We start from the raw sequence: 19,177 nt of genomic DNA on the forward strand, positions 1-19,177 counted from the left end.
ATGAGCATTGCAACTTTATTACCTTCTAATCATATTTTTCTAGATATGGAAAGTACCAACAAAGAAGCTTATATCCAGTCTGTGTTAGAAAGAGAACAACACTCAACAACAGGGATCGGCAATAACATTGCTATCCCACATGGGAAAAGTGAGGCAGTGATCGAACCATCAATCGTATTTGCTAGACTGAAACAGCCAATCGATTGGCAATCATTAGATGAAGAACCAGTTTCAGTTGTGATCTTATTGGCGATTCCAGAGTCACAAAAAGGCGATACACATTTAAGAATCTTATCTGAAATTGCGATGAAATTGATGGACGATGAGATTACTGCACAGCTAAAAACTGAAACAAATAAGGAACAAATCGCCAAACTATTGAGCGAATAAACAAACGAAAAGAGGAAAATAAGATGAAAAGAAAAATTATTGCAGTGACAGCTTGTGCTACAGGTGTCGCACATACGTACATGGCAGCCCAAGCTTTAAAGAAAGCAGCAGCAAAACGTGGCGATTTGATCAAAGTGGAAACACAAGGAGCGACAGGTATCGAAAATGAACTAACTGAAAAAGATTGCAACATTGGCGAAGTCGTTATTTTTGCAGTAGATACAAAAGTTAGAAACGAAGAGCGCTTCAAAGGAAAACAGATTTTAAAAGTACCAGTTGCAGCACCAATCAAGAATGCAGAAAAAGTCATCGAAGATGCACTAAAAATGGTCGACTAATCAATTATTCGTGGGGGAGAGAAAGTAATGAAAAAAATTGCAAGTGAAATCAAAAATCATGTTTTAACAGGAATTTCTTATATGATACCGTTAGTGATCGCTGGAGCGGTCATCATGGCCATTTCTCGTGTGGGCGGTTCATTTTTCGGTATTGTCGATATTTGGGACGGTTCACATGGTGAAAGTGCCAATGCAATCATTCGTTTATTACACAGTTTAGATGGTTTCGGCGGAACAGCTCTAGGTTTGATGTTCCCAGTGATCTCTGCATTTATTGCCTATTCGATTTCAGATAAATTAGGAATTGCTCCTGGTTTAGTCGGAGGGATGTTAGTCAAAGATATCAATGCAGGCTTTTTAGGTGCGATCGTATCTGGTCTGATCGCTGGTTATGCGTGCTTGTTGATCAAAAATAAAATCAAATTACCAAAATCAATGGCTTCAGTAGTTCCAGTATTTCTTGTCCCAGTATTAGGCACGCTGATCACCGTTCTTTTAGTCAATTACGTGATCGGGACACCATTTGCAGCATTGAATGTTGGTTTAGAATCATGGTTGAACGGATTAAGCGGCGGTAATGCGATCGTTATGGCAGCAGTAGTTGGTGCAATGGTTGGCTTTGACTTAGGCGGACCAGTCAACAAAGCAGCAGTGACAACAGCAATGGCACTATTGACAAGCAATGTCTATGCCCCAAATACAGCGGCACAAGTTGCAATCATCATTCCTCCGATCGGTTTAGGACTAGCAACGATTTTTGCTAAAAACAAATACAACAATGAATTAAAAGAAGCTGGAAAATCAGCAGTGATCATGGGTCTAGTCGGTATTTCTGAAGGAGCGATCCCATTTGCAGTAGAAAATCCATTGAAAGTGATTCCGATCAACATGATTGGTTCTGCTTTAGGTTCTGCGATGGCCGTTGGTTTAGGTGCAGTGAATACCGCACCGATCTCAGGCTTCTATGGCTGGTTCACCGTTGAGAAATGGCCAATCTATGTGATTTCGATTGCGACAGGTGCGTTGTTCATTGCGATCTTAACTAGCTTACTACGTTCAAAAGATGCTGGACAAGAAGTAGAATCAGCAGTTGAAGAATTCGATGAAGCTGCTTGGGAAGAACAGTGGGAAGCTTAACCATGACAAACATACACATTGTAAATCACACACATTGGGATAGAGAATGGTACTTTACTTCAATGGATTGCATCGTTTTAAGTGATCAGTTGTTTACAGATGTCTTGGAAGAGTTGAAAAGACAACCTAATGCTACGTTTGTATTAGACGGACAACTTTCGATCTTAGATGATTACTTGGAGCTTTATCCAGAGAAATTACCAGAGATCAAAGAATTAGTTGCGAAGGGTCAATTATTTATTGGCCCTTGGTACACACAAACCGATGCCTTTTTTGCATCAGGAGAGTCGATTTTAAGAAATGCAATGGTCGGTGTCTTTGAAAGTAAGAAGTACGGTGAGCATCTACCAATCGGTTATCTGCCAGATACCTTTGGTTTCAATGCACAAATGCCAACGATCTTAAACGAAGCAGGTTTTGACAATATCATTTTTTGGCGGGGCATCGACTTAGGTGAACATGTACAATCGCCTTATTTCAAATGGAAAAGTTTAAGTGGGGAGAATGAATTGTATGCTGTGAACTTTCCGCAAGGATACGGTGCGCAACAACAATTAGAACCGACAAAAAGCTATGTGGAAGGACGTTTAGATAAAGGCATCGATTTTATCAAAAGCTACGCAGACGAAACAGATATCCTGATTCCAACAGGAAATGATCAATTAGGGATCATTTCGTCTCTAGAAGAAAAAATCGAGAAAATCAATGAAATCGGGAAATATAACTATCAAACAAGCACCTATCAAGAGTTTATGAGATTGGTTCGTCAAAAAGATTTAGAGGAATATCAAGGGGAATTTCGTGCGCCTGTTTTTGCTCGGGTGCATAAAACGATCGGTTCTGTTCGGATGGATTTGAAACGTGAGATTTTCAGATTAGAGAACAAGCTAACATTAGAAATCGAGCCGATGTTAGTGATTGCTAAGGAATTAGGCATCGTTTTAAGTAATCGTTTAGTGATGAAAGCATGGAAAAAATTGTTCGAATGTCAAGCGCATGATAGTCTAGCTGGCTGTGTATCAGATAGTGTTGCACAAGATATCGCGCATCGGTTAAAAGAAGTATCAGAAATCTGTGATAGTATCGAGAATTTGGTATTGAAAAGAATCTCTGAAGGATTACAGTTGACCGATCAGCAATTTCTGATTTTAAATACTTCAGCTACGCCATTCAAAGGGAAAAAAGTAGTGAAGCTCATTTCAAAAGGCAATCAGATCGAAGTATTAGGCCATGAGTCTTCTGTCATTTCAATGGACTATGTGCCTAGTCGCCAAAATATCATGGAAGAAACGCCTGCGGGCAATCGTTTTATCGAAGAACCAGGATACTATATTTTACAAGTAGAAGTTGCTTGCTCATTTGATGGATTAGGTTATCAAGTGTTTGATTTCGTTGAACAGACATCCGTCGATCTGCCTGAGATGAATCCACGGACAACACTCACAAAAGGGAAATATTCCTTGAGTTTTGAAAAGGGGCAGCTGGTCTTTTCAGATGGCAAACAAACGATTCAAGATTTCTTGACAGTCATAGACGATAGCAACGCAGGGGACACGTACGATTATTCCCCGATACCAAACGATCACCCATTCGCTTTGACGTTTGATTCATGTAAAGGAACAGAAGATACTTTGGTCTTAGAAGGCAAACTAGAGCTTCCTTATACGTTGGAAGAACGGATCAAAGGTCAATCGACAACAAACTTCGCTTACCAACTTACTCTACGTTTAACGGAACAAGGAGAAGTATTAGGCGCACTCTCTTTTGAAAATACTGTTTTAAATCACCGTGTCCGAATCAAAACAAAGCTGAGTCAACCAATCGAGAAAGTCGTTTCAGCGATCCAATTTGGTTACTTAGAAAAAACGAATCGCTCAATGACCGATTGGGAGCAAAAATACTCTGAGATGCCAGTGAATATCGAACCATTTGAAAAGCAAGTGATTGCATATAGTCCAGAAGAAGCACTTGTGTTTTATACAGAACAAAGTAAAGAATACGAATATATCGATGATTCGTTATATGTCACAGTATTAGCTACGACTGATTCATTAGGTAAACCCGATTTGATGTACCGACCAGGCCGTGCGTCTGGCGATACAACGAAAAAAGGTCATATCATGATGGACACGCCGCTTGCGCAAATGGAAAATCAACTGATCGATTTTACTTTCTCCGTTCGCCTGGAATCAAAAGACATCTCTGAAAACACATTAGTGACCTGGAAAACAGAAAAAGAACAACCGTCGATTTCTTATCAGCTACAAGATTTGAATTATTTTGTTTATCGAATCGACAATAAAATCCAAAGTAGAATCCAGCCGCTTGCTTTAAGTGAACAAACGTATACCCAATTCTCTTTGACTTTAGAAGAGGGCTTGAGCGTTAGTGCCATCCATCATGCGTATTACTCAGAAGGAACAGTGATCCGCTTTGTCAATGCGACGAAAGAAGCGCGTTCACTTGATCCAGAAAAGCTTTTTGCAGGATATGGCTACACACGCATCAATGCCTTGGAAGAAGTAGTAGAGGATACAAAAATGATCAGCGGCTATGGCTTAGCCAGTTATTTGTTAACAAAATAAAAAATATGTTGAGGCACAAGTAGAGGAACGTGAGTTGCTTCTGGAACACCGTTTATCGGCGGTTGTATGTAGGCCGTCCATCGGGTTTTAGAAGTGACGAACTGGCTACTTGTGTCTTTATTTAGTTGTGAAGTTGAAAGAGGAGAAATTATGTCGATACACCTTTTATTTTTAGCGTTGATCCCAGCACTCGGATGGGGAATGATGCCGATACTATCTAAAATCATGGGCGGCAAGTCTGAGGAACAGTTGATTGGTACAACGATTGCTGCATTATTGTTTGGCTTGATCTTTAGTTTGACCCAACAGGTAACTTATCAACTATCTGTATTTATCATTTGTTTTTTATCCGGCGCATTTTGGGCTGTCGGACAATACTTTCAGTTCCGTGCGTTAGAAAAAGCAGAAGTATCAAAAGCGATGCCGATCTCTGTGGGAACACAACTCGCGTTTGTCACACTCGTTTCTGGTATTTTTCTATTAGAGTGGACGAGTGTCTTTGTCGCACTCCTGTCGATTTTAGCACTAGCTGTCATTTTAGTTGGGGTATTGTTGGTGACAAAAACAAGCAAAGGGAAGGGTGCAGTGGCAAAACAAGTCATTCTCTTTTTATGTATCTCTTCTGCTTTTTTGATGCTTTATGTAACGATCACAAGTTATTTTGGTATCCATGGAGTACAAGTTTTCTTGCCACAATCCATTGGCATGTTCGGTGGGGGAATCATCATCTCAATGAAAAAGATCAATCAATTGAGACTCAAAGCCATTACTCGAAATATCGTTACCGGAAGTTCTTGGGTAATTGCTAACACGACATTATTTGCAATATCTTCTTCTTTAGGTGTCGGTGTCACTTATTCGTTCTCGCAAATGAGCCTACTTGTGGCAACCTATGGAAGTATCATTCTTTTAAGAGAAAAGAAAACCGCAGGAGAAAAACGATCGGTTTATTTTGGGACACTGGTATACGTAGTCGGTGTCATTGGGATGAGCCTTTTAAAGTAAAGAATCAAAAAAAGTGACAAGGGATGTTGTTTGATCCCTTGTCACTTTAATTATTTATTTGTCTCGAATAGTGTTGTCGATCAGTGATCCAATTTTTGCAATCGGTAACTCTCAAAATGCATCGGGTCTTTTTTCACTTGGACCCACGCATAGATGCCCATGATGAACGCCCCAATCGTGTTCGTCAATAAGTCACCCATCGTATCCATCAAGGCTTCACGTCCGACAAAAAGCGTACCGTCAGAAGCAGCAAAACGTTGCAGGTTCATGCCTAAGAATTGATCGCATAAGAACTCCCAAAACTCCCAGAAAACACCGCATAGTCCAGCAAAAGCAAACCCGAATAAAAGAAACAACCACGGACTAGTCTTTTCGATTGCCGCATCTTTCAACAAGAAACCAATCAAACCATAACCTAATGCAGTCAGAACCATTGGGCTAACTGCGTGTAGGATTTTATCCCAAAATGAAATGATGCTGATCAAATGTAATCCTGTTCCTAAAAATACAGAGATGAACAAGAAAAACCAATAAAATAAAACAATCGCATCAGGCACATGGATCTTGAATAATCGGCGGACGATTTGTGGTAAATAAATCAATAGGATTCCTGCTAATGACTCAACGATAAACGTAATTCCTTGAGTCGTTGAATATTTGTTCGTCACAAATTCGAAAATATTGTAACCAACAACGAAGAACCCAAAAATCGTTAAGGCGAGTTGCACTTTCTTCACTGTCTTACTCATGGATGTTTCCCCCTGCTAGATAAGATTCCAACGCTTCGATCAACGCTTCTTCAGAAGAAACAATCGTACCGTTCAATTTGATCAAACCAACTGTATAAAGGTTCAAATAATGGAACTGATTTTCACCGATGTGTTGCAATGCATCTACTTTTTTCGGATGAGTCGCTCCTTGTTGGCGAGAGTCGGTATATAAGCCAATAACTGGAATACCCTTTGCATAAGCTACCCCGATTTCAGAAGCAACACCGGCATCGATCGTTAGTCCGTCTAAGAGGGCAATCATCAAATCGCTTTCCAGAACTTTTTCTGTATCTGCCAAGGCAATCATTTTGCTGTCTGCATAAGCAGTTTTGTCATTGATTGCTTCGTTTTCTTGTGGAAGGTAGATCGTCAAATCAGATGATATCCCTCGGATTTTTTTTGCAAGAGATTCATTATAAAGTAAATCTCCTTTTGCAAAGAGTGGCGCTGCAAAATAAATATTCATTTGTTTCAGTCTCCTTAATATTAGAAATAGTCACTGAAGTAAGCTTCCATGTTCGGGATGATCTGTTCAAGTATCTTGACCATCTCCTCGTCAGTTGTTAAACGCTCGATTCGAGCAAGATAAGAAGCACGACGATAATTCATCATTAGGCACGTCAAAGTTTGGATATCTAAGCGAACTTCTCGCCCGATCGGTTCATCAACGATCGATAGATCACCATTTTGCCAACTCAAGCCGAACACACCATTATTCCAAGGTGCAACGGCATCTTCCACGACAAAATGGAAATCTTCTGCTGTACCAGAAAAAGGAAATCGCTGGATAAATTCTTTCACGTCAACGATCCTTGCCATAAAATAAGGCTCGATCTGTTCTTTGATCTGGCTATCTTCTAATAAGAAAGCAAGTGGTTCATTTTTATAGATATCACCATGTACCCAATAAACCATGGAGAAGTGGGCAGAGATGAAATTCCACAATCCGTTACGTGCTTCCTGATTCAGATAAAACATCTCTTTCACGTGGAATACTTCTTCTGCGACCCAATAAAACAGTACACCAGTTGGTTCATTGTTGCTATTATAATAGATCGCCGCAGTTCGTTCTTCTTCATTTTCGAAACGCCAATATTCTTCCCAGTGAAACGCACTACGGAACAATGCTCCGTGATTTTTACTGGCAAATTGTTGATACACTCGAAAAACATCTTCGTGATCGACAGGTACTCGTTCAACAATACCAGAAACAGGCACTTGTTTAGGTAGCTGCGTATCACGTATTTTAAAGGATAACTTATCTGACATAATTTCCCAACCTTTACGCCTGTAGTAGGGAATATTGTAAGGATAGAGATAAGAAATCCACTGTTTATTTTTACGCATGTTGTCTAAAGCCACGATGATCAAGTCTTGCATCAATCCATGATTAGCGTATTCAGGATAGGTGCCGACACCAGTTACACCACCCATTTGGTAATGTGTCCCGTGGATATTGACTTCACAAGGATAGATCGCGATTTGAGAAATCAGTTTTTCTTTATGAAACCAACCGAATACATTGGATAACTCCAGGATCGGTCGCTTTGAACGCACGAATTCCCGTTTGTTTTCAAAACCACTTTCTTCAATATCTGAGTCAGTGACTTGAAAAACATAGGAGAGTAACTCATTAAACTGGTCAACATGTTCCTCCGTGACAGGCTTCAACTCAAAATTTTCTCTAAAATCTGTTTGGTCCATTTTTTCAACTCCAATTTATTTGCTTGTTCACAGTATAACAAAAGTTTCTAAAAAAAACTTCTAAAGTCCTTAGAAGGAAAAAGTCTTTAAATTCCTCCTTTTCGTTGGTATAATGAAAAGTGCTGATTATATGAAAAGAGGAGACGCTATGGATATAAAGAAAATGAAACAACGCCAAGAGCAAATTCGAAATTTTTCGATCATTGCTCATATCGACCATGGGAAATCAACATTGGCCGATCGGATTTTGGAAAAGACGAACACTGTGACGTCTCGTGAAATGCAAGATCAGTTATTAGACTCCATGGATTTAGAACGCGAACGTGGGATCACGATCAAACTAAATGCCGTAGAATTGAACTATACTGCAAAAAATGGCGAAACGTATATCTTCCATTTGATCGACACCCCAGGGCACGTCGATTTTACCTATGAAGTATCACGAAGCTTGGCTGCCTGTGAAGGCGCCGTCTTAGTCGTGGATGCCGCACAAGGAATTGAAGCACAAACATTAGCCAATGTTTATTTGGCATTAGACAATGACCTAGAAATTTTACCAGTCATCAATAAAATCGATCTACCAGCCGCAGATCCAGAGCGTGTACGTAACGAAATCGAAGAAGTGATCGGTATTGATGCCAGTGAAGCAGTGTTAGCAAGTGCAAAAGCTGGGATCGGTATTGAAGAAATACTGGAACAAGTCGTTGAATATGTACCAGCACCTTCTGGCGATATCGAAGCACCTTTGAAAGCATTGATTTTTGATTCTGTCTATGACAGTTACCGTGGGGTCGTATTGAACGTCCGTATTACTGACGGTATGGTCAAACCAGGTGATAAAATCAAGTTGATGAGTAATGGTAAAACGTTCGATGTAACTGAAGTCGGCGTGTTCTCACCAAAAACGATTGCTCGTGACTTCTTGATGGTCGGTGATGTTGGTTATATCACTGCCAGCATTAAGACAGTCCAAGATACAAGTGTGGGGGACACAGTGACACTGGCGGACAACCCAGCTGCTGAAGCATTGCCTGGCTATCGTAAAATGAATCCAATGGTCTATTGCGGTTTGTACCCGATCGACACATCACGTTACAATGATTTACGTGAAGCCTTGGAAAAACTTCAACTGAACGATGCTGCGTTGCAGTTTGAACCAGAAACATCACAAGCACTTGGCTTTGGTTTCCGTTGTGGTTTCTTAGGATTGCTTCACATGGATGTTGTCCAAGAACGTCTGGAACGTGAATTCAATCTTGAATTGATCACTACAGCACCATCAGTAATCTATCATGTCAATAAAACAGACGGTTCAATGGTCGTCGTCGATAACCCTGCTGATTTCCCAGAACCAGTAACGATCCAAGATGTTGAAGAACCTTTTGTCAAAGCACAGATCATGGTTCCTAATGAGTACGTTGGTGCAGTCATGGAACTTTCCCAACGCAAACGTGGCGATTTTATCACGATGGACTATTTAGATGATTACCGTGTCAACGTCGTTTATAACTTGCCATTGTCAGAGATCGTCTTTGATTTCTTCGACAAACTAAAATCAAGTACGAAAGGCTACGCCTCACTTGATTACGAAATGTCAGGGTATCAAAAGAGCAAGCTAGTCAAAATGGATATCTTGCTAAATGCTGAAAAAGTCGATGCATTAAGCTTCATCGTTCACCGTGATTTTGCGTATGAACGTGGAAAAGCAATCGTTGAAAAACTGAAAAAATTGATCCCTCGTCAACAATTCGAAGTACCGATCCAAGCAGCAATCGGTCAAAAAATCGTTGCCCGTTCAGACATCAAAGCCTTACGTAAAAACGTATTGGCAAAATGTTACGGTGGTGACGTTTCCCGTAAACGTAAACTTCTTGAAAAACAAAAAGAAGGTAAGAAACGAATGAAACAAATCGGTAACGTCGAAGTTCCACAAGAAGCCTTCATGGCCGTTCTTAAGATGGATGAGGATGAACCGAAGAAATAGGAAGATTTGAGTTCTATTAAAGAGAATTAATCGAACAGTTCCACACAATAAAGTTGAAGATATTGAGAAGACCTTAACGACACCATTTTGAAGATGTCGTTAAGGTTTGTTTTTACTATAATAGAGGTAAATCATAAGTATCCTAAACTATCTAAAGATTGGAGTTGCTACCTCATGAAAGTATCTTTATCTTTAATACTTGATACCATTGCAGAAATAGTAGAACCGGACTGGACACAGGAATTTGAAGAATCTTTAATTACAATGACTAGAAAATTAATTAGATCTGGTGACCTTTATATCATTAATAAAGACGAAATAAATAGTTTAGAAATAGATCAAGAACGAAAAGATAAAATTTACAAGCAAATCTCAGAGTTTACTGGTGAAATGCCAAAAGATGATTTTGATATATTTGTTCAGTTTCGAACCTCTTGATTTTAACAATCTTATTCTAAAAGGTTAAGTGAGTCGTGATTATGCATTTTAGAATAGAGTGATGATGAAACTTGATTTATTTTTTAAAGAGTATATAGGTTATATTTAAAAGTCAGATTTATCTACTCGCTAAAATGGCAAAAGAGAGAATATTACGTATATACTCCAATTCATCTAAGTTAAACAGTTAATTAATGGATTTTAAAAAAGAGTCAATCTGAGTCTTGATGCTTAGATTGATTCTCTTTGTGTATTTGAATGCTATAAGAAATGATTTCTTTGATGAGGACAATCCTTGTGCTCAAAAATCAGGTTATTATATATTTATAAATCTCATTCTATTTGATTAAAAAGATTGATTTTGATCAAATAGAATGAGATAATTTGCTTATCAAATTCTATGGAGGTCAAAGATGGTTGCAATTAAAGGAGTTGAATTACTTCCACCCAAAGTAACTATGGAGCAGGCATTGAAACTTTACAGAAAAATAGCGAAAATAAAATCTACAGTAGGCAAGTTGAACTCAGAGCTAGAGCATTCTATCGTAAATGCTCAACTAATACAAATGCTGACACTTAATGAATCTGTGCAATCTACAAGAATTGAAGGGACTCAAGTGACCTTTGCAGATATGATTGAAGACGCAACTAAGAAAAATAAAAGTACCGAGGTAATTGAAGTAGAAAATTATATGAGAGCCTTATCTGAAGGAATCGATTTAATTACTAATGGAATGCCAATTTCATCACGCTTAATTAAGCAGCTACATGCTGTTTTAATGGGAAAAAACACTCGTGGAACTACTTCTTCTGCAGGCGAGTTTCGAACAATTCAAAATTTTATTGGCCCTACTAATAAAATGGAGGATGCAGTATATATTCCAATTGGTGCGCACGAAATTGGAGAATACATGACGAACTTAGAGTATTATATTAATGGAGAAGAACACCATTCTTTTGAACATAAGGATATTTCAGATATGGAATATTTACTAGATGAGAATTCTGATCCGCTAATTAAAACAGCAATTTTGCATGCGCAATTTGAATCAATCCATCCTTTTTTAGATGGAAATGGGCGAATGGGAAGAATCTTGATTGTACTCAGTACAATGAAAGATGGTTTGATAAATCATCCTGTATTTTTTGTAAGTGAGGAGCTAGAAAAAGAACGTTTACGATACTATAATTATCTAAATGGCGTTCGCGGAAAAGAAGCAGACTGGTTCGGCTGGATTGACTTTTTTTTGGATGCTTGCCAAAGAATGTCAGATAGTATGTTGCATAAGCTAGAGAGTTTTACAGAGTTAGCAAGAATTGGTATTAAAGAAATTAACTCACAAAGCGGAAAAATCAATCATATATGGATGGCTACTTTTAATAAACCTTATATTACAGTTAGTGAAGTTGCGAGTAATCTAGGTATTGGCGTTTCAACTGCAAGAAATGGCTTAAATCACTTAGTTGATTTGAAACTAATTGATGTAGATAAAGCTAAAAGAAAAAATAAGGTATATGTTAATTATGATTTGTTGCGTATTCTTGGGTAAAGAATAATCAAGATATAACTACTTATTAATTTAAAGGTTAGATATAAATTTTTAAGTTAATTGAAAATAAAAACAAGATAATAGGTAGTTTCTATCAATTAAGATCAATAATTCAACTAAAGAAATCTGGAATACGAAGTAAGTACTTCTATTTCAGATTTTTTTGTTATTTCCTCGTATGTGATAAATGGAATAGTCTTGCTTTTCATTTATTTCTGACCAATCTTTTTACTCGGACAAAAAAATAGATTCATGTATAATTTAATCAAGAGTTTATATTACTATTGTTATAATATTTTCGAATAACATCATATGTTAAAATCTATTGCTATTTTTTGTTCATTTATAAGGAGGAAAAAGATGAAACGGGGATCTATCACTAAAGGTATATGTGGGGGCATGATAGTTGCTATTCTATCGAGTTCGTTTGGCATGAGTCAAGTGTTTGCGGAAGAGTCGTCTACAGTGGATACCACCACAGAATCAACTCAAACATCAGAAGTCGTACAAGTCCAAAATACAGAAGCAAATGAAGTCAGTCAGAAAACAGGAACGACTGAAACAGTAATACCGACACAAGAGTCCCAACAGACACAACAAGTACAATCGAGTGAAGTAACAGAAGTGCAACCAGAGCAACCACAAACCGCAATCGTCGATGGGGTAGAGGTGATTTTGGAAGCTCCGGAAAAAGCTGGTAAAAATGAAGCTGATGTTACGCAAGCGCCAAAAGAGGAGTTGATCGAAGGTTCACCTAGACTTTTTCGTGCGGCAGTGCAAACGATCCCAATGTATCGGTTGTTCAATCCACACAGTGGTGAACATTTTTATACGAGAGATACTGGCGAGCGGGATAATCTGAGAAGGATTGGTTGGAATTACGAAGGAGTTGGGTGGCAAGCTCCGACAAATGGAGATCCAGTGTATCGTTTGTACAATCGTTATAATGGCGAACATTTTTATACATTGAACGCAAAAGAACGCGATAGTATCACGAAACAAGGATGGAAATATGAAGGAATCGGTTGGTACTCATATAAAGGCGCGAATGCTATCCCGGTCAGTCGTTTGTATAGTAAACGGGTGAACTGGCATCATTACACATTAGATGAAAACGAGAAAAAAGTCATTACAAAACAAGGCTGGGTCTATGAAGGCGTTGGTTGGTATGCGGTTGGAAATGGGCAGCAAAGTCAAGATGACTATAAATTATTAGGTGTGAAAAATTACAACCAGTATGCTTTAGGTGCACCAAGTGGCTGTGAAGGTGCTTCTTTATTACAAGCTCTTCAATACAAAGGGAAAATCACTAATTGGAGTTTAACTCAATTCTTGAATACGATTCCTAAATCACCAAATGGTAATCCGAACAGCGGCTTTGTCGGTAGTCCTTTTGTCGAAAATTCATGGACGTACTCTGCAATTTACCCTGCACCTTTGACGACATGGGGCAAAAAGTATGGAAATGTCCAAAATATTTCGGGCAGCTCCATGAATACGTTGTTAAATGAAGTCAAAAATGGAAATCCTGTTGTTGCTTGGGTCACGATCAATTTCCAACCGATTCGTTGGGGGAATTGGAATTTTGGTGTTGCAGCAAATAATAACCATGCAGTAACTCTTGATGGGTACAACAAAGGAAGTAATCAAGTCCACGTTTCAGATCCTATCAGTGGTTCTTATTGGATGAATCGAACGACATTTGAGAATATTTACAATGCACGTAAATATGCGGTAGTCGTTAGATAGAATCAGTAAAACTTAAAAACGAAGGAAATAGGGTCCATAAAGAACGCTTTTTTCATAACCTGTAAAAGTCCAAAATAACTTTGCTTATTTTGGTTTTTACAGGTTATTTTTAGTACCTATTTTTAGCAAAAGCTTTGGCAGTGGCTCGTTTAAAAAGCTCATTACGTTAATGTAAGTTAATCATAGGAAGAATAGATTTCGCCTCATCATCATATTTAGTATGATTTAGAAAGAAAAAAGAATGAGAAAGTGGGAATGGTGATGGGTAAACTAGTCAAAGGATTATTGGTAGTTGCACTTGTTTTAGGAATAGGGGCATTTTTTATCGAATCAAAAACAGAAGGATTTCAAGCATTAACGGATAATTTTTTATCTGATAAAGAAGTAAAAGAGTATTATGTTAAAACGAGTACTGGCGATAAAAAAGGAAATGATTATCTTTATACTTTTGATGGATACGATGAAGCCGGTAATCAGCAAACAGTGAAAAAAATGGTTGATCGCGAGTTACAACAAAATAAATACTTAAAAATCGATGCAAAAGGTCTTCAAGGAAAAGGTTGGAGTGAAATACCAGAAAATGAAGTGCCAGCGAAGGCATTGGAAAAACTCAACTCGTAATGTTTCGGTCGATAAATTTGATTTGACATTAATTACAAACTAATAGGATGAAAGCTCACTAAGATGTATTTATTTCATACATGTCAGGGGGCTTTTTTTATATTTAAAAAGATGTCAGTTTAAGGTCTTGCTTCATTTCGACCGATTAGTATTTCTTTTTTGACAAACCAAACTAGACGTGGTAAAGTAGTTCTACTCAAAACGTAATTATTACGATTTGGATAATATAAAGTGAAATAAAGGAGCAGAATATTAGTGGCAAAAAAATCAAAAATTGCAAAAATGAATAAGCAAGTAGCTTTGATCAATAAATATAGCGAACAACGCCAAGAATTAAAGGAAGCAAAAGATTATGAAGGGTTAGCTAAGTTACCAAAAGAGTCTAATCCTAATCGTTTGAAATTAAGAGACCTGACGGATGGCCGTTCTCGCGGCTATATGAGAAAGTTCGGGATGTCTCGAATCACGTTTAGAGAACTGGCTCATCAAGGATTGATCCCAGGAGTTAAAAAAGCAAGTTGGTAAAATAGGAGGAAAACAGTCATGGCAGTACCAGCAAGAAAAACATCCAAAGCAAAAAAACGTTTACGTCGAACACATCAACGTCTATCCAAACCAGAGATTTCTTTTGATGAGTTGTCCGGTGATTATCGCCGAAGTCATCATGTTTCGTTAAAGGGCTATTATAAAGGGCGAAAAGTTATCGAATAAACGATTAGTCATTCAAGGAGGTCTCAAGAGATGGAAATTATTTATCCGCCATTAGTCGAGCAAGGAATCAAGTATTATTTGGAAACAGAAAACGAGCCTACTGTAGACAAAGGTGAATTCTATCGAGCAATGGTCGATAAGAAATTGATCACAGAAACTGGACTTCCAACACAACATGCGATTGATCAAGGGTTTATCAAAGACTATTACGAAAAACAGGACCTGTCCTTTGATGAATTTCTAACGATCTATCCATTTTTCCAAAAATATGACTCCGGTTTGTTCAAATGTATTGACGGCTTCTGGGAGATTCCTGTAGACTTGAAAGCAGAATTGATCGAAATGCTTGAAACAGATCAACTAGAGTATGATGACGCACAGCAAATCAACATCTACTTGGAAGATCGCTGAGCATTAAGAGAAAAGAAAATCCAACAAAGGACAATCTAAATGAACAACTTTCGTAAAACAGGTATAAAACCTTGGGATATCATCATTATTTTTGTGTTGATCGTGGCTTCTTTAGTACCGACAATCGTATTTGCTTTGTCATTTGATAAAGAAGAAAGCGAAAATAGTGTCAAGTATGCGGTAGTCAAAATCGATGGCAATGAAGTTGACCGTTTTGATTTAGACGATATCAGCAGTAAGAAGGTGACCTATCACCCATCTGATACACAATATAACATTGTTGAAATCAATGAAGGTAAAATCAGAGTGAAAGAAGATAATAGCCCTGATCAAATCGCGGTAAGAACCGGTTGGATCTCAGAACCAGGACAAACCAGTATTTGTTTACCTCATCGACTAGTGATAACTATCGAACAAGAGGGGCAGTCGGATTATCATATCTATTAAGTAAAGAAAAACTACTATTGTCAGCTTGGATAAAGTTGGGGGTAGTAGTTTTTTGCGGTTTCACTCCAAGTGATGTGAGATGTCGCTGAAAAATAATTTGGAAGATATAAAGTATTTGATCTGTAAAAGAAAGAGTTGGGCTAGTTTTAATGTATCAAAGCATTGAAGTTTCGTTATACAAGTAGGATAAACTAATAAAAATTTAGCATTTTCTCCCCACACGTGTTAGTACGTGCTATAATATTTTTGTAAGGGAGTATAGTGCAAAAGCCGCTTACAGGAAAAGAAATGCTTAGGTTATTGAAGAAAAATGGTTGGATTGAGCGAAGGCAGGAAGGCTCTCACCACCACCTTTATAAGGATGATGTTAGAATTACTGTTCCTGTTCATGCCAATCAAGATCTCGGTCGAGGACTTGAGCAAAAGATTTTGAAAGATGCGGGATTGAAATAATCTCGCATTTGGCTAGCAGAAAGGGGGAACTGAAATGTTAAGCGAGCCTTTAGCGAAAACATATCCTGCTATTTTTAAACCAGAAGAAGATGGTGGTTACTTCATTGAATTTCCTGATATCCAGGGGGCTTACACAGGGATCAATGAAAATGATATCTCTTATGGAATCGCAATGGCAGAAGAGGTTTTAGGCATGGTTTTGGCGGATTATATCGAGCATGGAGATTCACTACCAGAGCCAACCCCGATCAATCAGATTTCTATAGAAACAGATTCCTTTACGACGTTGATACGTGTAGATGTTGCTAAATATTTAAAAGACACAGAATTGATCAAGAAAACATTAACGATCCCAAGATGGGCGGATACCTTAGGGAAACGGGCTGGTATAAATTTTTCGGTCTTGCTAACAGAATCGATTGCAAATAAAGCCGATGATATCCTCCATCCAAGAAAAAAATAATAGATAAGGCAAGAACCAAAAATAAAGCATTATCTGTTTACCTCATCGACTAACGATAACTATCGAACAAGAGGGGCAGTCGGATGATCATATCTATTAAGTAAAGAAAAACTACTATTCTCAGCTTGGATAAAGTTGGGAATAGTAGTTTTTTTGATTTGATGAAAAAGCTTTCATAAGTCGCAAATATTTGTTACTTCCTCAAATCAAAGACAAAATACTTCTATTTTTCTATGCTAGAATATAGTTATTATTAGATAGTAGGGGGAGGCAAATGGTGGCAAACGAAAGACAAATTGAACGAACGATCCAAGAATACGTTCCAGGAAAACAGGTCACACTCGCACATATTATCCCGAATGCTGATCGTGAAGTATTTGTAAAGCTTGGATTGAGCGAGGCGAGTAATGCAATCGGTATTTTAACGATCACTCCAAGTGAAGCGTCGATCATCGGTGCAGATATCGCTAAAAAGTCAGGAGATGTGTCGATCGGTTTCATGGATCGATTTAGTGGATCAGTTGTTTTTACTGGTGAGGTTTCTTCTGTTGAATATGCACTGCAACAAGTCATCCAAACAATGAATACGGTTCTTGGGTTTGATATCCCTGAGATCACAAAAACATAGGATATCCGCAATCACTGATTGTTGATTCGCGAGAAACGGCAGGTGAAAAAATGCGTCGGGTGATTTTTATTGGACAAACAGGTAGTGGTAAAACCACCTTGTCACAGTGGCTACAAAAGAAAGACATTTCTTATCATAAGACTCAACAAGTGTATTATCTGGATGATTCAATCGATACACCTGGCGAGTTCATGGAGAATCAGTTTTACTATAATGCGTTAGTCAGCGCTTCGATCGAGGCAGAGGTGGTTGCATTCGTTCAAGATATTACAAGCGCTCAAAATTATTTTCCTCCTTATTTTTCATCAAGATTCAACAAAGAAGTAATCGGTGTGATCTCAAAAGTTGACTTAGCAGATGAACAGACACGAGCAAAAGCCCGTGAATTGTTGCAATTAGCTGGTGCATCTAAGATTTTTGAAGTTTCTACCATAACAGGTTTTGGTTTAGACGAATTAGAGAAACACTTGTCTACGAAAGGATAGGTGGCAGAAATACGGTTTAAAATAAAGTGCTTCTGTTATCTATTGACCATGATTGTGAAGTAATGTATAATTGGAAATAATAAAAATATAAACACATGATGTTAAGGGAACAAGGTGAGAATCCTTGACAGACCCTTTTTACTGTATATGCAGACGACCCCTCATTTAGCCACTTACGGGAAGGCGAGGTAGTAGGATGAAGCAAAGTCAGGATACCTTACATGATGTGAAAGTGATTTTATTGGGAAAATCATTTTGCGATTCAAACCGATCAATAGACGGCTTGTTTGGTGAAGTGTTTTTTCGAAAACACTTCATTTTTTTTATTGAAAAAAAGACAGTCGGCCAACTGTCTTTCATTGGATCAGCTCTTTCTTCTAAATGAAGCGGGAGTTGTTCCGGTCTCTTTTTTGAATAGTTTACAGAAATAACTTGGCTGAGTGTAGCCAATACGATAGGCGATTTTTTGTACGCTCAAATTCGTTTGAAGCAGTAATTCTTTTGCTTGTTCGATCCGTTGTTTATTAAGGTAGTTAACGAAACTGATCCCTAATTCTTTTTTGAAAAGTCGGCTAAAATAATAGTGACTCAAATAAACATGGTTTGCTACTTCATCTAGTGTGATATTGCGCGAGAGATTCTTGTTGATATATTTGATCGCTTTATTGATTTCTCCATGATCGGAGTTACCTTCTTTATTCTTAGTTTTACCTGTTTTTTCTTTCGGTGTACTGAGATTGAATTTGATCCGGTCTCTAGGATGGTCTTCTTCTTTTCCGTAATGTTCAGCGATCGTTTCAAAAAGTGAAGCGGCAGCCGTGATTTGTTTCTTATTCACGACACGTACTTTATTACGTGCATGCCTCAGTTCAGCATAGTCCTTCCAATTCGTGATCGATGGGTGGATGCGATCGATTTGATTCTCCTTGATATCAGCTACTTGTACTTGACCAAAAAGTGCAAAGCCATGTAGTTGTCGATCGTATATCAAAGGTAATGAGATATCAGTCAAGCCAGCATGGCATTGATAGATATGTGGTTTTCCGGTTTTTGATGCTTCTAAACCGCCATAAGCATCACATTTTTGGCACAGATGTTTCAATTGTGGATTTGCGCGTATGGTTTGGCAAAAAGGAGAAAAATTAAACAAATTTGACGTTTCTTTACCGTGGATATCAACTAATACAGCGCCATAATCGACTGCTAATGCAAATTCTTCCATTATCTTGGTAAGTCTATCTAAATAAATTCCTTTTGGATGACCTTGAATCATGCAACAGCCCCCTTTCATCGCACTAATTCTAACAG

The 19,177-nt window shown here is 38.1% G+C and carries 22 protein-coding genes and 1 riboswitch; of the genes, 18 read left to right on the top strand and 4 right to left on the bottom strand.

The annotated features are described in order from the left end of the window. The 5 genes from JZO83_RS09480 (at position 1) to JZO83_RS09500 (ending at position 5,455) form a co-directional block, all read left to right on the top strand. Complete coding sequence (locus tag JZO83_RS09480) at positions 1-390, top strand: PTS sugar transporter subunit IIA (protein ID WP_207115597.1); 390 nt, start codon at positions 1-3, stop codon at positions 388-390. Between the two features lie 23 nt (positions 391-413). Then, positions 414-728 (top strand): fructose PTS transporter subunit IIB, encoded by a 315-nt coding sequence (locus JZO83_RS09485; RefSeq protein WP_206858876.1) that lies wholly within the window; start codon positions 414-416, stop codon positions 726-728. A 27-nt stretch (positions 729-755) separates the two neighbouring features. Continuing rightward, a complete protein-coding gene (locus JZO83_RS09490; RefSeq protein WP_206858878.1) occupies positions 756-1,865 on the top strand; it encodes a PTS fructose transporter subunit IIC in 1,110 nt (369 codons plus the stop codon). 2 nt (positions 1,866-1,867) lie between these two features. Next, the gene (locus JZO83_RS09495) at positions 1,868-4,450 is read left to right on the top strand and encodes a glycoside hydrolase family 38 C-terminal domain-containing protein (RefSeq protein ID WP_207115598.1); all 2,583 of its coding nucleotides are present in this window, start codon (positions 1,868-1,870) and stop codon (positions 4,448-4,450) included. A 150-nt stretch (positions 4,451-4,600) separates the two neighbouring features. After that, positions 4,601-5,455 (top strand): GRP family sugar transporter, encoded by an 855-nt coding sequence (locus JZO83_RS09500; protein ID WP_207115599.1) that lies wholly within the window; start codon positions 4,601-4,603, stop codon positions 5,453-5,455. Positions 5,456-5,535: 80 nt separating this feature from the next. On the opposite strand, the gene JZO83_RS09505 is transcribed toward JZO83_RS09500, so the two are convergent. From JZO83_RS09505 to JZO83_RS09515, 3 genes are read right to left on the bottom strand one after another with little or no spacing between them, the layout of a single operon-like run. After that, a complete protein-coding gene (locus tag JZO83_RS09505) occupies positions 5,536-6,204 on the bottom strand; it encodes a hypothetical protein (protein WP_206858882.1) in 669 nt (222 codons plus the stop codon). Next, positions 6,197-6,691 carry a nucleoside 2-deoxyribosyltransferase gene (locus JZO83_RS09510; protein ID WP_206858883.1) on the bottom strand — a complete coding sequence of 165 codons (495 nt, stop codon included), beginning with the start codon at positions 6,689-6,691 and terminating at the stop codon, positions 6,197-6,199. The genes JZO83_RS09505 and JZO83_RS09510 overlap by 8 nt, the downstream gene beginning before the upstream one ends. Positions 6,692-6,711: 20 nt before the next feature. Next, the gene (locus tag JZO83_RS09515) at positions 6,712-7,929 is read right to left on the bottom strand and encodes a GNAT family N-acetyltransferase (RefSeq protein WP_207115600.1); all 1,218 of its coding nucleotides are present in this window, start codon (positions 7,927-7,929) and stop codon (positions 6,712-6,714) included. A gap of 148 nt (positions 7,930-8,077) precedes the next feature. Between JZO83_RS09515 and lepA the strand changes: the two genes are divergently transcribed. From lepA to eutP, 13 genes are all read left to right on the top strand, one after another. Next, on the top strand, positions 8,078-9,913 hold the full coding sequence (gene lepA / locus JZO83_RS09520) for a translation elongation factor 4 (protein ID WP_207115601.1): 1,836 nt from the start codon (positions 8,078-8,080) through the stop codon (positions 9,911-9,913). 174 nt (positions 9,914-10,087) lie between these two features. Further along, the gene (locus JZO83_RS09525) at positions 10,088-10,351 is read left to right on the top strand and encodes a hypothetical protein (RefSeq protein ID WP_207115602.1); all 264 of its coding nucleotides are present in this window, start codon (positions 10,088-10,090) and stop codon (positions 10,349-10,351) included. Positions 10,352-10,764: 413 nt separating this feature from the next. Then, positions 10,765-11,901, top strand: a complete 1,137-nt coding sequence (locus JZO83_RS09530; protein ID WP_207115603.1) for a Fic family protein — start codon at positions 10,765-10,767, stop codon at positions 11,899-11,901. A 360-nt stretch (positions 11,902-12,261) separates the two neighbouring features. Next, on the top strand, positions 12,262-13,650 hold the full coding sequence (locus JZO83_RS09535; protein ID WP_207115604.1) for a C39 family peptidase: 1,389 nt from the start codon (positions 12,262-12,264) through the stop codon (positions 13,648-13,650). Between the two features lie 261 nt (positions 13,651-13,911). Further along, positions 13,912-14,271, top strand: a complete 360-nt coding sequence (locus JZO83_RS09540; RefSeq protein ID WP_207115605.1) for a YxeA family protein — start codon at positions 13,912-13,914, stop codon at positions 14,269-14,271. Positions 14,272-14,526: 255 nt separating this feature from the next. After that, positions 14,527-14,796 carry a 30S ribosomal protein S14 gene (gene rpsN / locus JZO83_RS09545; protein WP_207115606.1) on the top strand — a complete coding sequence of 90 codons (270 nt, stop codon included), beginning with the start codon at positions 14,527-14,529 and terminating at the stop codon, positions 14,794-14,796. Positions 14,797-14,814: 18 nt separating this feature from the next. After that, positions 14,815-14,982 (top strand): 50S ribosomal protein L32, encoded by a 168-nt coding sequence (gene rpmF, locus JZO83_RS09550; protein WP_206858898.1) that lies wholly within the window; start codon positions 14,815-14,817, stop codon positions 14,980-14,982. A gap of 30 nt (positions 14,983-15,012) precedes the next feature. Beyond that, positions 15,013-15,393, top strand: coding sequence for a hypothetical protein (locus JZO83_RS09555; protein ID WP_207115607.1), 381 nt, complete (start codon positions 15,013-15,015; stop codon positions 15,391-15,393). A gap of 39 nt (positions 15,394-15,432) precedes the next feature. After that, positions 15,433-15,840 carry a NusG domain II-containing protein gene (locus JZO83_RS09560; RefSeq protein ID WP_206858902.1) on the top strand — a complete coding sequence of 136 codons (408 nt, stop codon included), beginning with the start codon at positions 15,433-15,435 and terminating at the stop codon, positions 15,838-15,840. 288 nt (positions 15,841-16,128) lie between these two features. After that, positions 16,129-16,293: a type II toxin-antitoxin system HicA family toxin gene (locus tag JZO83_RS09565; RefSeq protein ID WP_207115617.1), complete on the top strand. Its 165-nt coding sequence runs from the start codon at positions 16,129-16,131 to the stop codon at positions 16,291-16,293. A 34-nt stretch (positions 16,294-16,327) separates the two neighbouring features. Next, a complete protein-coding gene (locus JZO83_RS09570; RefSeq protein WP_207115608.1) occupies positions 16,328-16,756 on the top strand; it encodes a type II toxin-antitoxin system HicB family antitoxin in 429 nt (142 codons plus the stop codon). Positions 16,757-17,030: 274 nt separating this feature from the next. Next, positions 17,031-17,384, top strand: coding sequence for a BMC domain-containing protein (locus JZO83_RS09575; RefSeq protein WP_206858906.1), 354 nt, complete (start codon positions 17,031-17,033; stop codon positions 17,382-17,384). A 50-nt stretch (positions 17,385-17,434) separates the two neighbouring features. Continuing rightward, positions 17,435-17,869: a EutP/PduV family microcompartment system protein gene (eutP, locus tag JZO83_RS09580; RefSeq protein WP_207115609.1), complete on the top strand. Its 435-nt coding sequence runs from the start codon at positions 17,435-17,437 to the stop codon at positions 17,867-17,869. Positions 17,870-17,938: 69 nt separating this feature from the next. Further along, a riboswitch (cobalamin riboswitch) is annotated at positions 17,939-18,108 on the top strand. A 125-nt stretch (positions 18,109-18,233) separates the two neighbouring features. On the opposite strand, the gene JZO83_RS09585 is transcribed toward eutP, so the two are convergent. After that, positions 18,234-19,142 (bottom strand): PocR ligand-binding domain-containing protein, encoded by a 909-nt coding sequence (locus JZO83_RS09585; protein ID WP_207115610.1) that lies wholly within the window; start codon positions 19,140-19,142, stop codon positions 18,234-18,236. Positions 19,143-19,177: the final 35 nt, after the last annotated feature.

This window comes from Enterococcus sp. DIV1298c (genome assembly GCF_017316315.1).
GTDB classification, from domain to species: Bacteria; Bacillota; Bacilli; order Lactobacillales; family Enterococcaceae; genus Enterococcus_B; species Enterococcus_B mangumiae.

Bases quoted from the DNA above. Each gene is read 5' to 3' on its own strand.
- JZO83_RS09480 (WP_207115597.1), top strand. From the start codon at position 1: ATGAGCATTGCAACTTTATTACCTTCTAATCATATTTTTCTAGATATG.
- JZO83_RS09485 (WP_206858876.1), top strand. From the start codon at position 414: ATGAAAAGAAAAATTATTGCAGTGACAGCTTGTGCTACAGGTGTCGCA.
- JZO83_RS09490 (WP_206858878.1), top strand. From the start codon at position 756: ATGAAAAAAATTGCAAGTGAAATCAAAAATCATGTTTTAACAGGAATT.
- JZO83_RS09495 (WP_207115598.1), top strand. From the start codon at position 1,868: ATGACAAACATACACATTGTAAATCACACACATTGGGATAGAGAATGG.
- JZO83_RS09500 (WP_207115599.1), top strand. From the start codon at position 4,601: ATGTCGATACACCTTTTATTTTTAGCGTTGATCCCAGCACTCGGATGG.
- JZO83_RS09505 (WP_206858882.1), bottom strand. From the start codon at position 6,204: ATGAGTAAGACAGTGAAGAAAGTGCAACTCGCCTTAACGATTTTTGGG.
- JZO83_RS09510 (WP_206858883.1), bottom strand. From the start codon at position 6,691: ATGAATATTTATTTTGCAGCGCCACTCTTTGCAAAAGGAGATTTACTT.
- JZO83_RS09515 (WP_207115600.1), bottom strand. From the start codon at position 7,929: ATGGACCAAACAGATTTTAGAGAAAATTTTGAGTTGAAGCCTGTCACG.
- lepA (WP_207115601.1), top strand. From the start codon at position 8,078: ATGGATATAAAGAAAATGAAACAACGCCAAGAGCAAATTCGAAATTTT.
- JZO83_RS09525 (WP_207115602.1), top strand. From the start codon at position 10,088: ATGAAAGTATCTTTATCTTTAATACTTGATACCATTGCAGAAATAGTA.
- JZO83_RS09530 (WP_207115603.1), top strand. From the start codon at position 10,765: ATGGTTGCAATTAAAGGAGTTGAATTACTTCCACCCAAAGTAACTATG.
- JZO83_RS09535 (WP_207115604.1), top strand. From the start codon at position 12,262: ATGAAACGGGGATCTATCACTAAAGGTATATGTGGGGGCATGATAGTT.
- JZO83_RS09540 (WP_207115605.1), top strand. From the start codon at position 13,912: ATGGGTAAACTAGTCAAAGGATTATTGGTAGTTGCACTTGTTTTAGGA.
- rpmF (WP_206858898.1), top strand. From the start codon at position 14,815: ATGGCAGTACCAGCAAGAAAAACATCCAAAGCAAAAAAACGTTTACGT.
- JZO83_RS09555 (WP_207115607.1), top strand. From the start codon at position 15,013: ATGGAAATTATTTATCCGCCATTAGTCGAGCAAGGAATCAAGTATTAT.
- JZO83_RS09560 (WP_206858902.1), top strand. From the start codon at position 15,433: ATGAACAACTTTCGTAAAACAGGTATAAAACCTTGGGATATCATCATT.
- JZO83_RS09565 (WP_207115617.1), top strand. From the start codon at position 16,129: ATGCTTAGGTTATTGAAGAAAAATGGTTGGATTGAGCGAAGGCAGGAA.
- JZO83_RS09570 (WP_207115608.1), top strand. From the start codon at position 16,328: ATGTTAAGCGAGCCTTTAGCGAAAACATATCCTGCTATTTTTAAACCA.
- JZO83_RS09575 (WP_206858906.1), top strand. From the start codon at position 17,031: ATGGTGGCAAACGAAAGACAAATTGAACGAACGATCCAAGAATACGTT.
- eutP (WP_207115609.1), top strand. From the start codon at position 17,435: ATGCGTCGGGTGATTTTTATTGGACAAACAGGTAGTGGTAAAACCACC.
- JZO83_RS09585 (WP_207115610.1), bottom strand. From the start codon at position 19,142: ATGATTCAAGGTCATCCAAAAGGAATTTATTTAGATAGACTTACCAAG.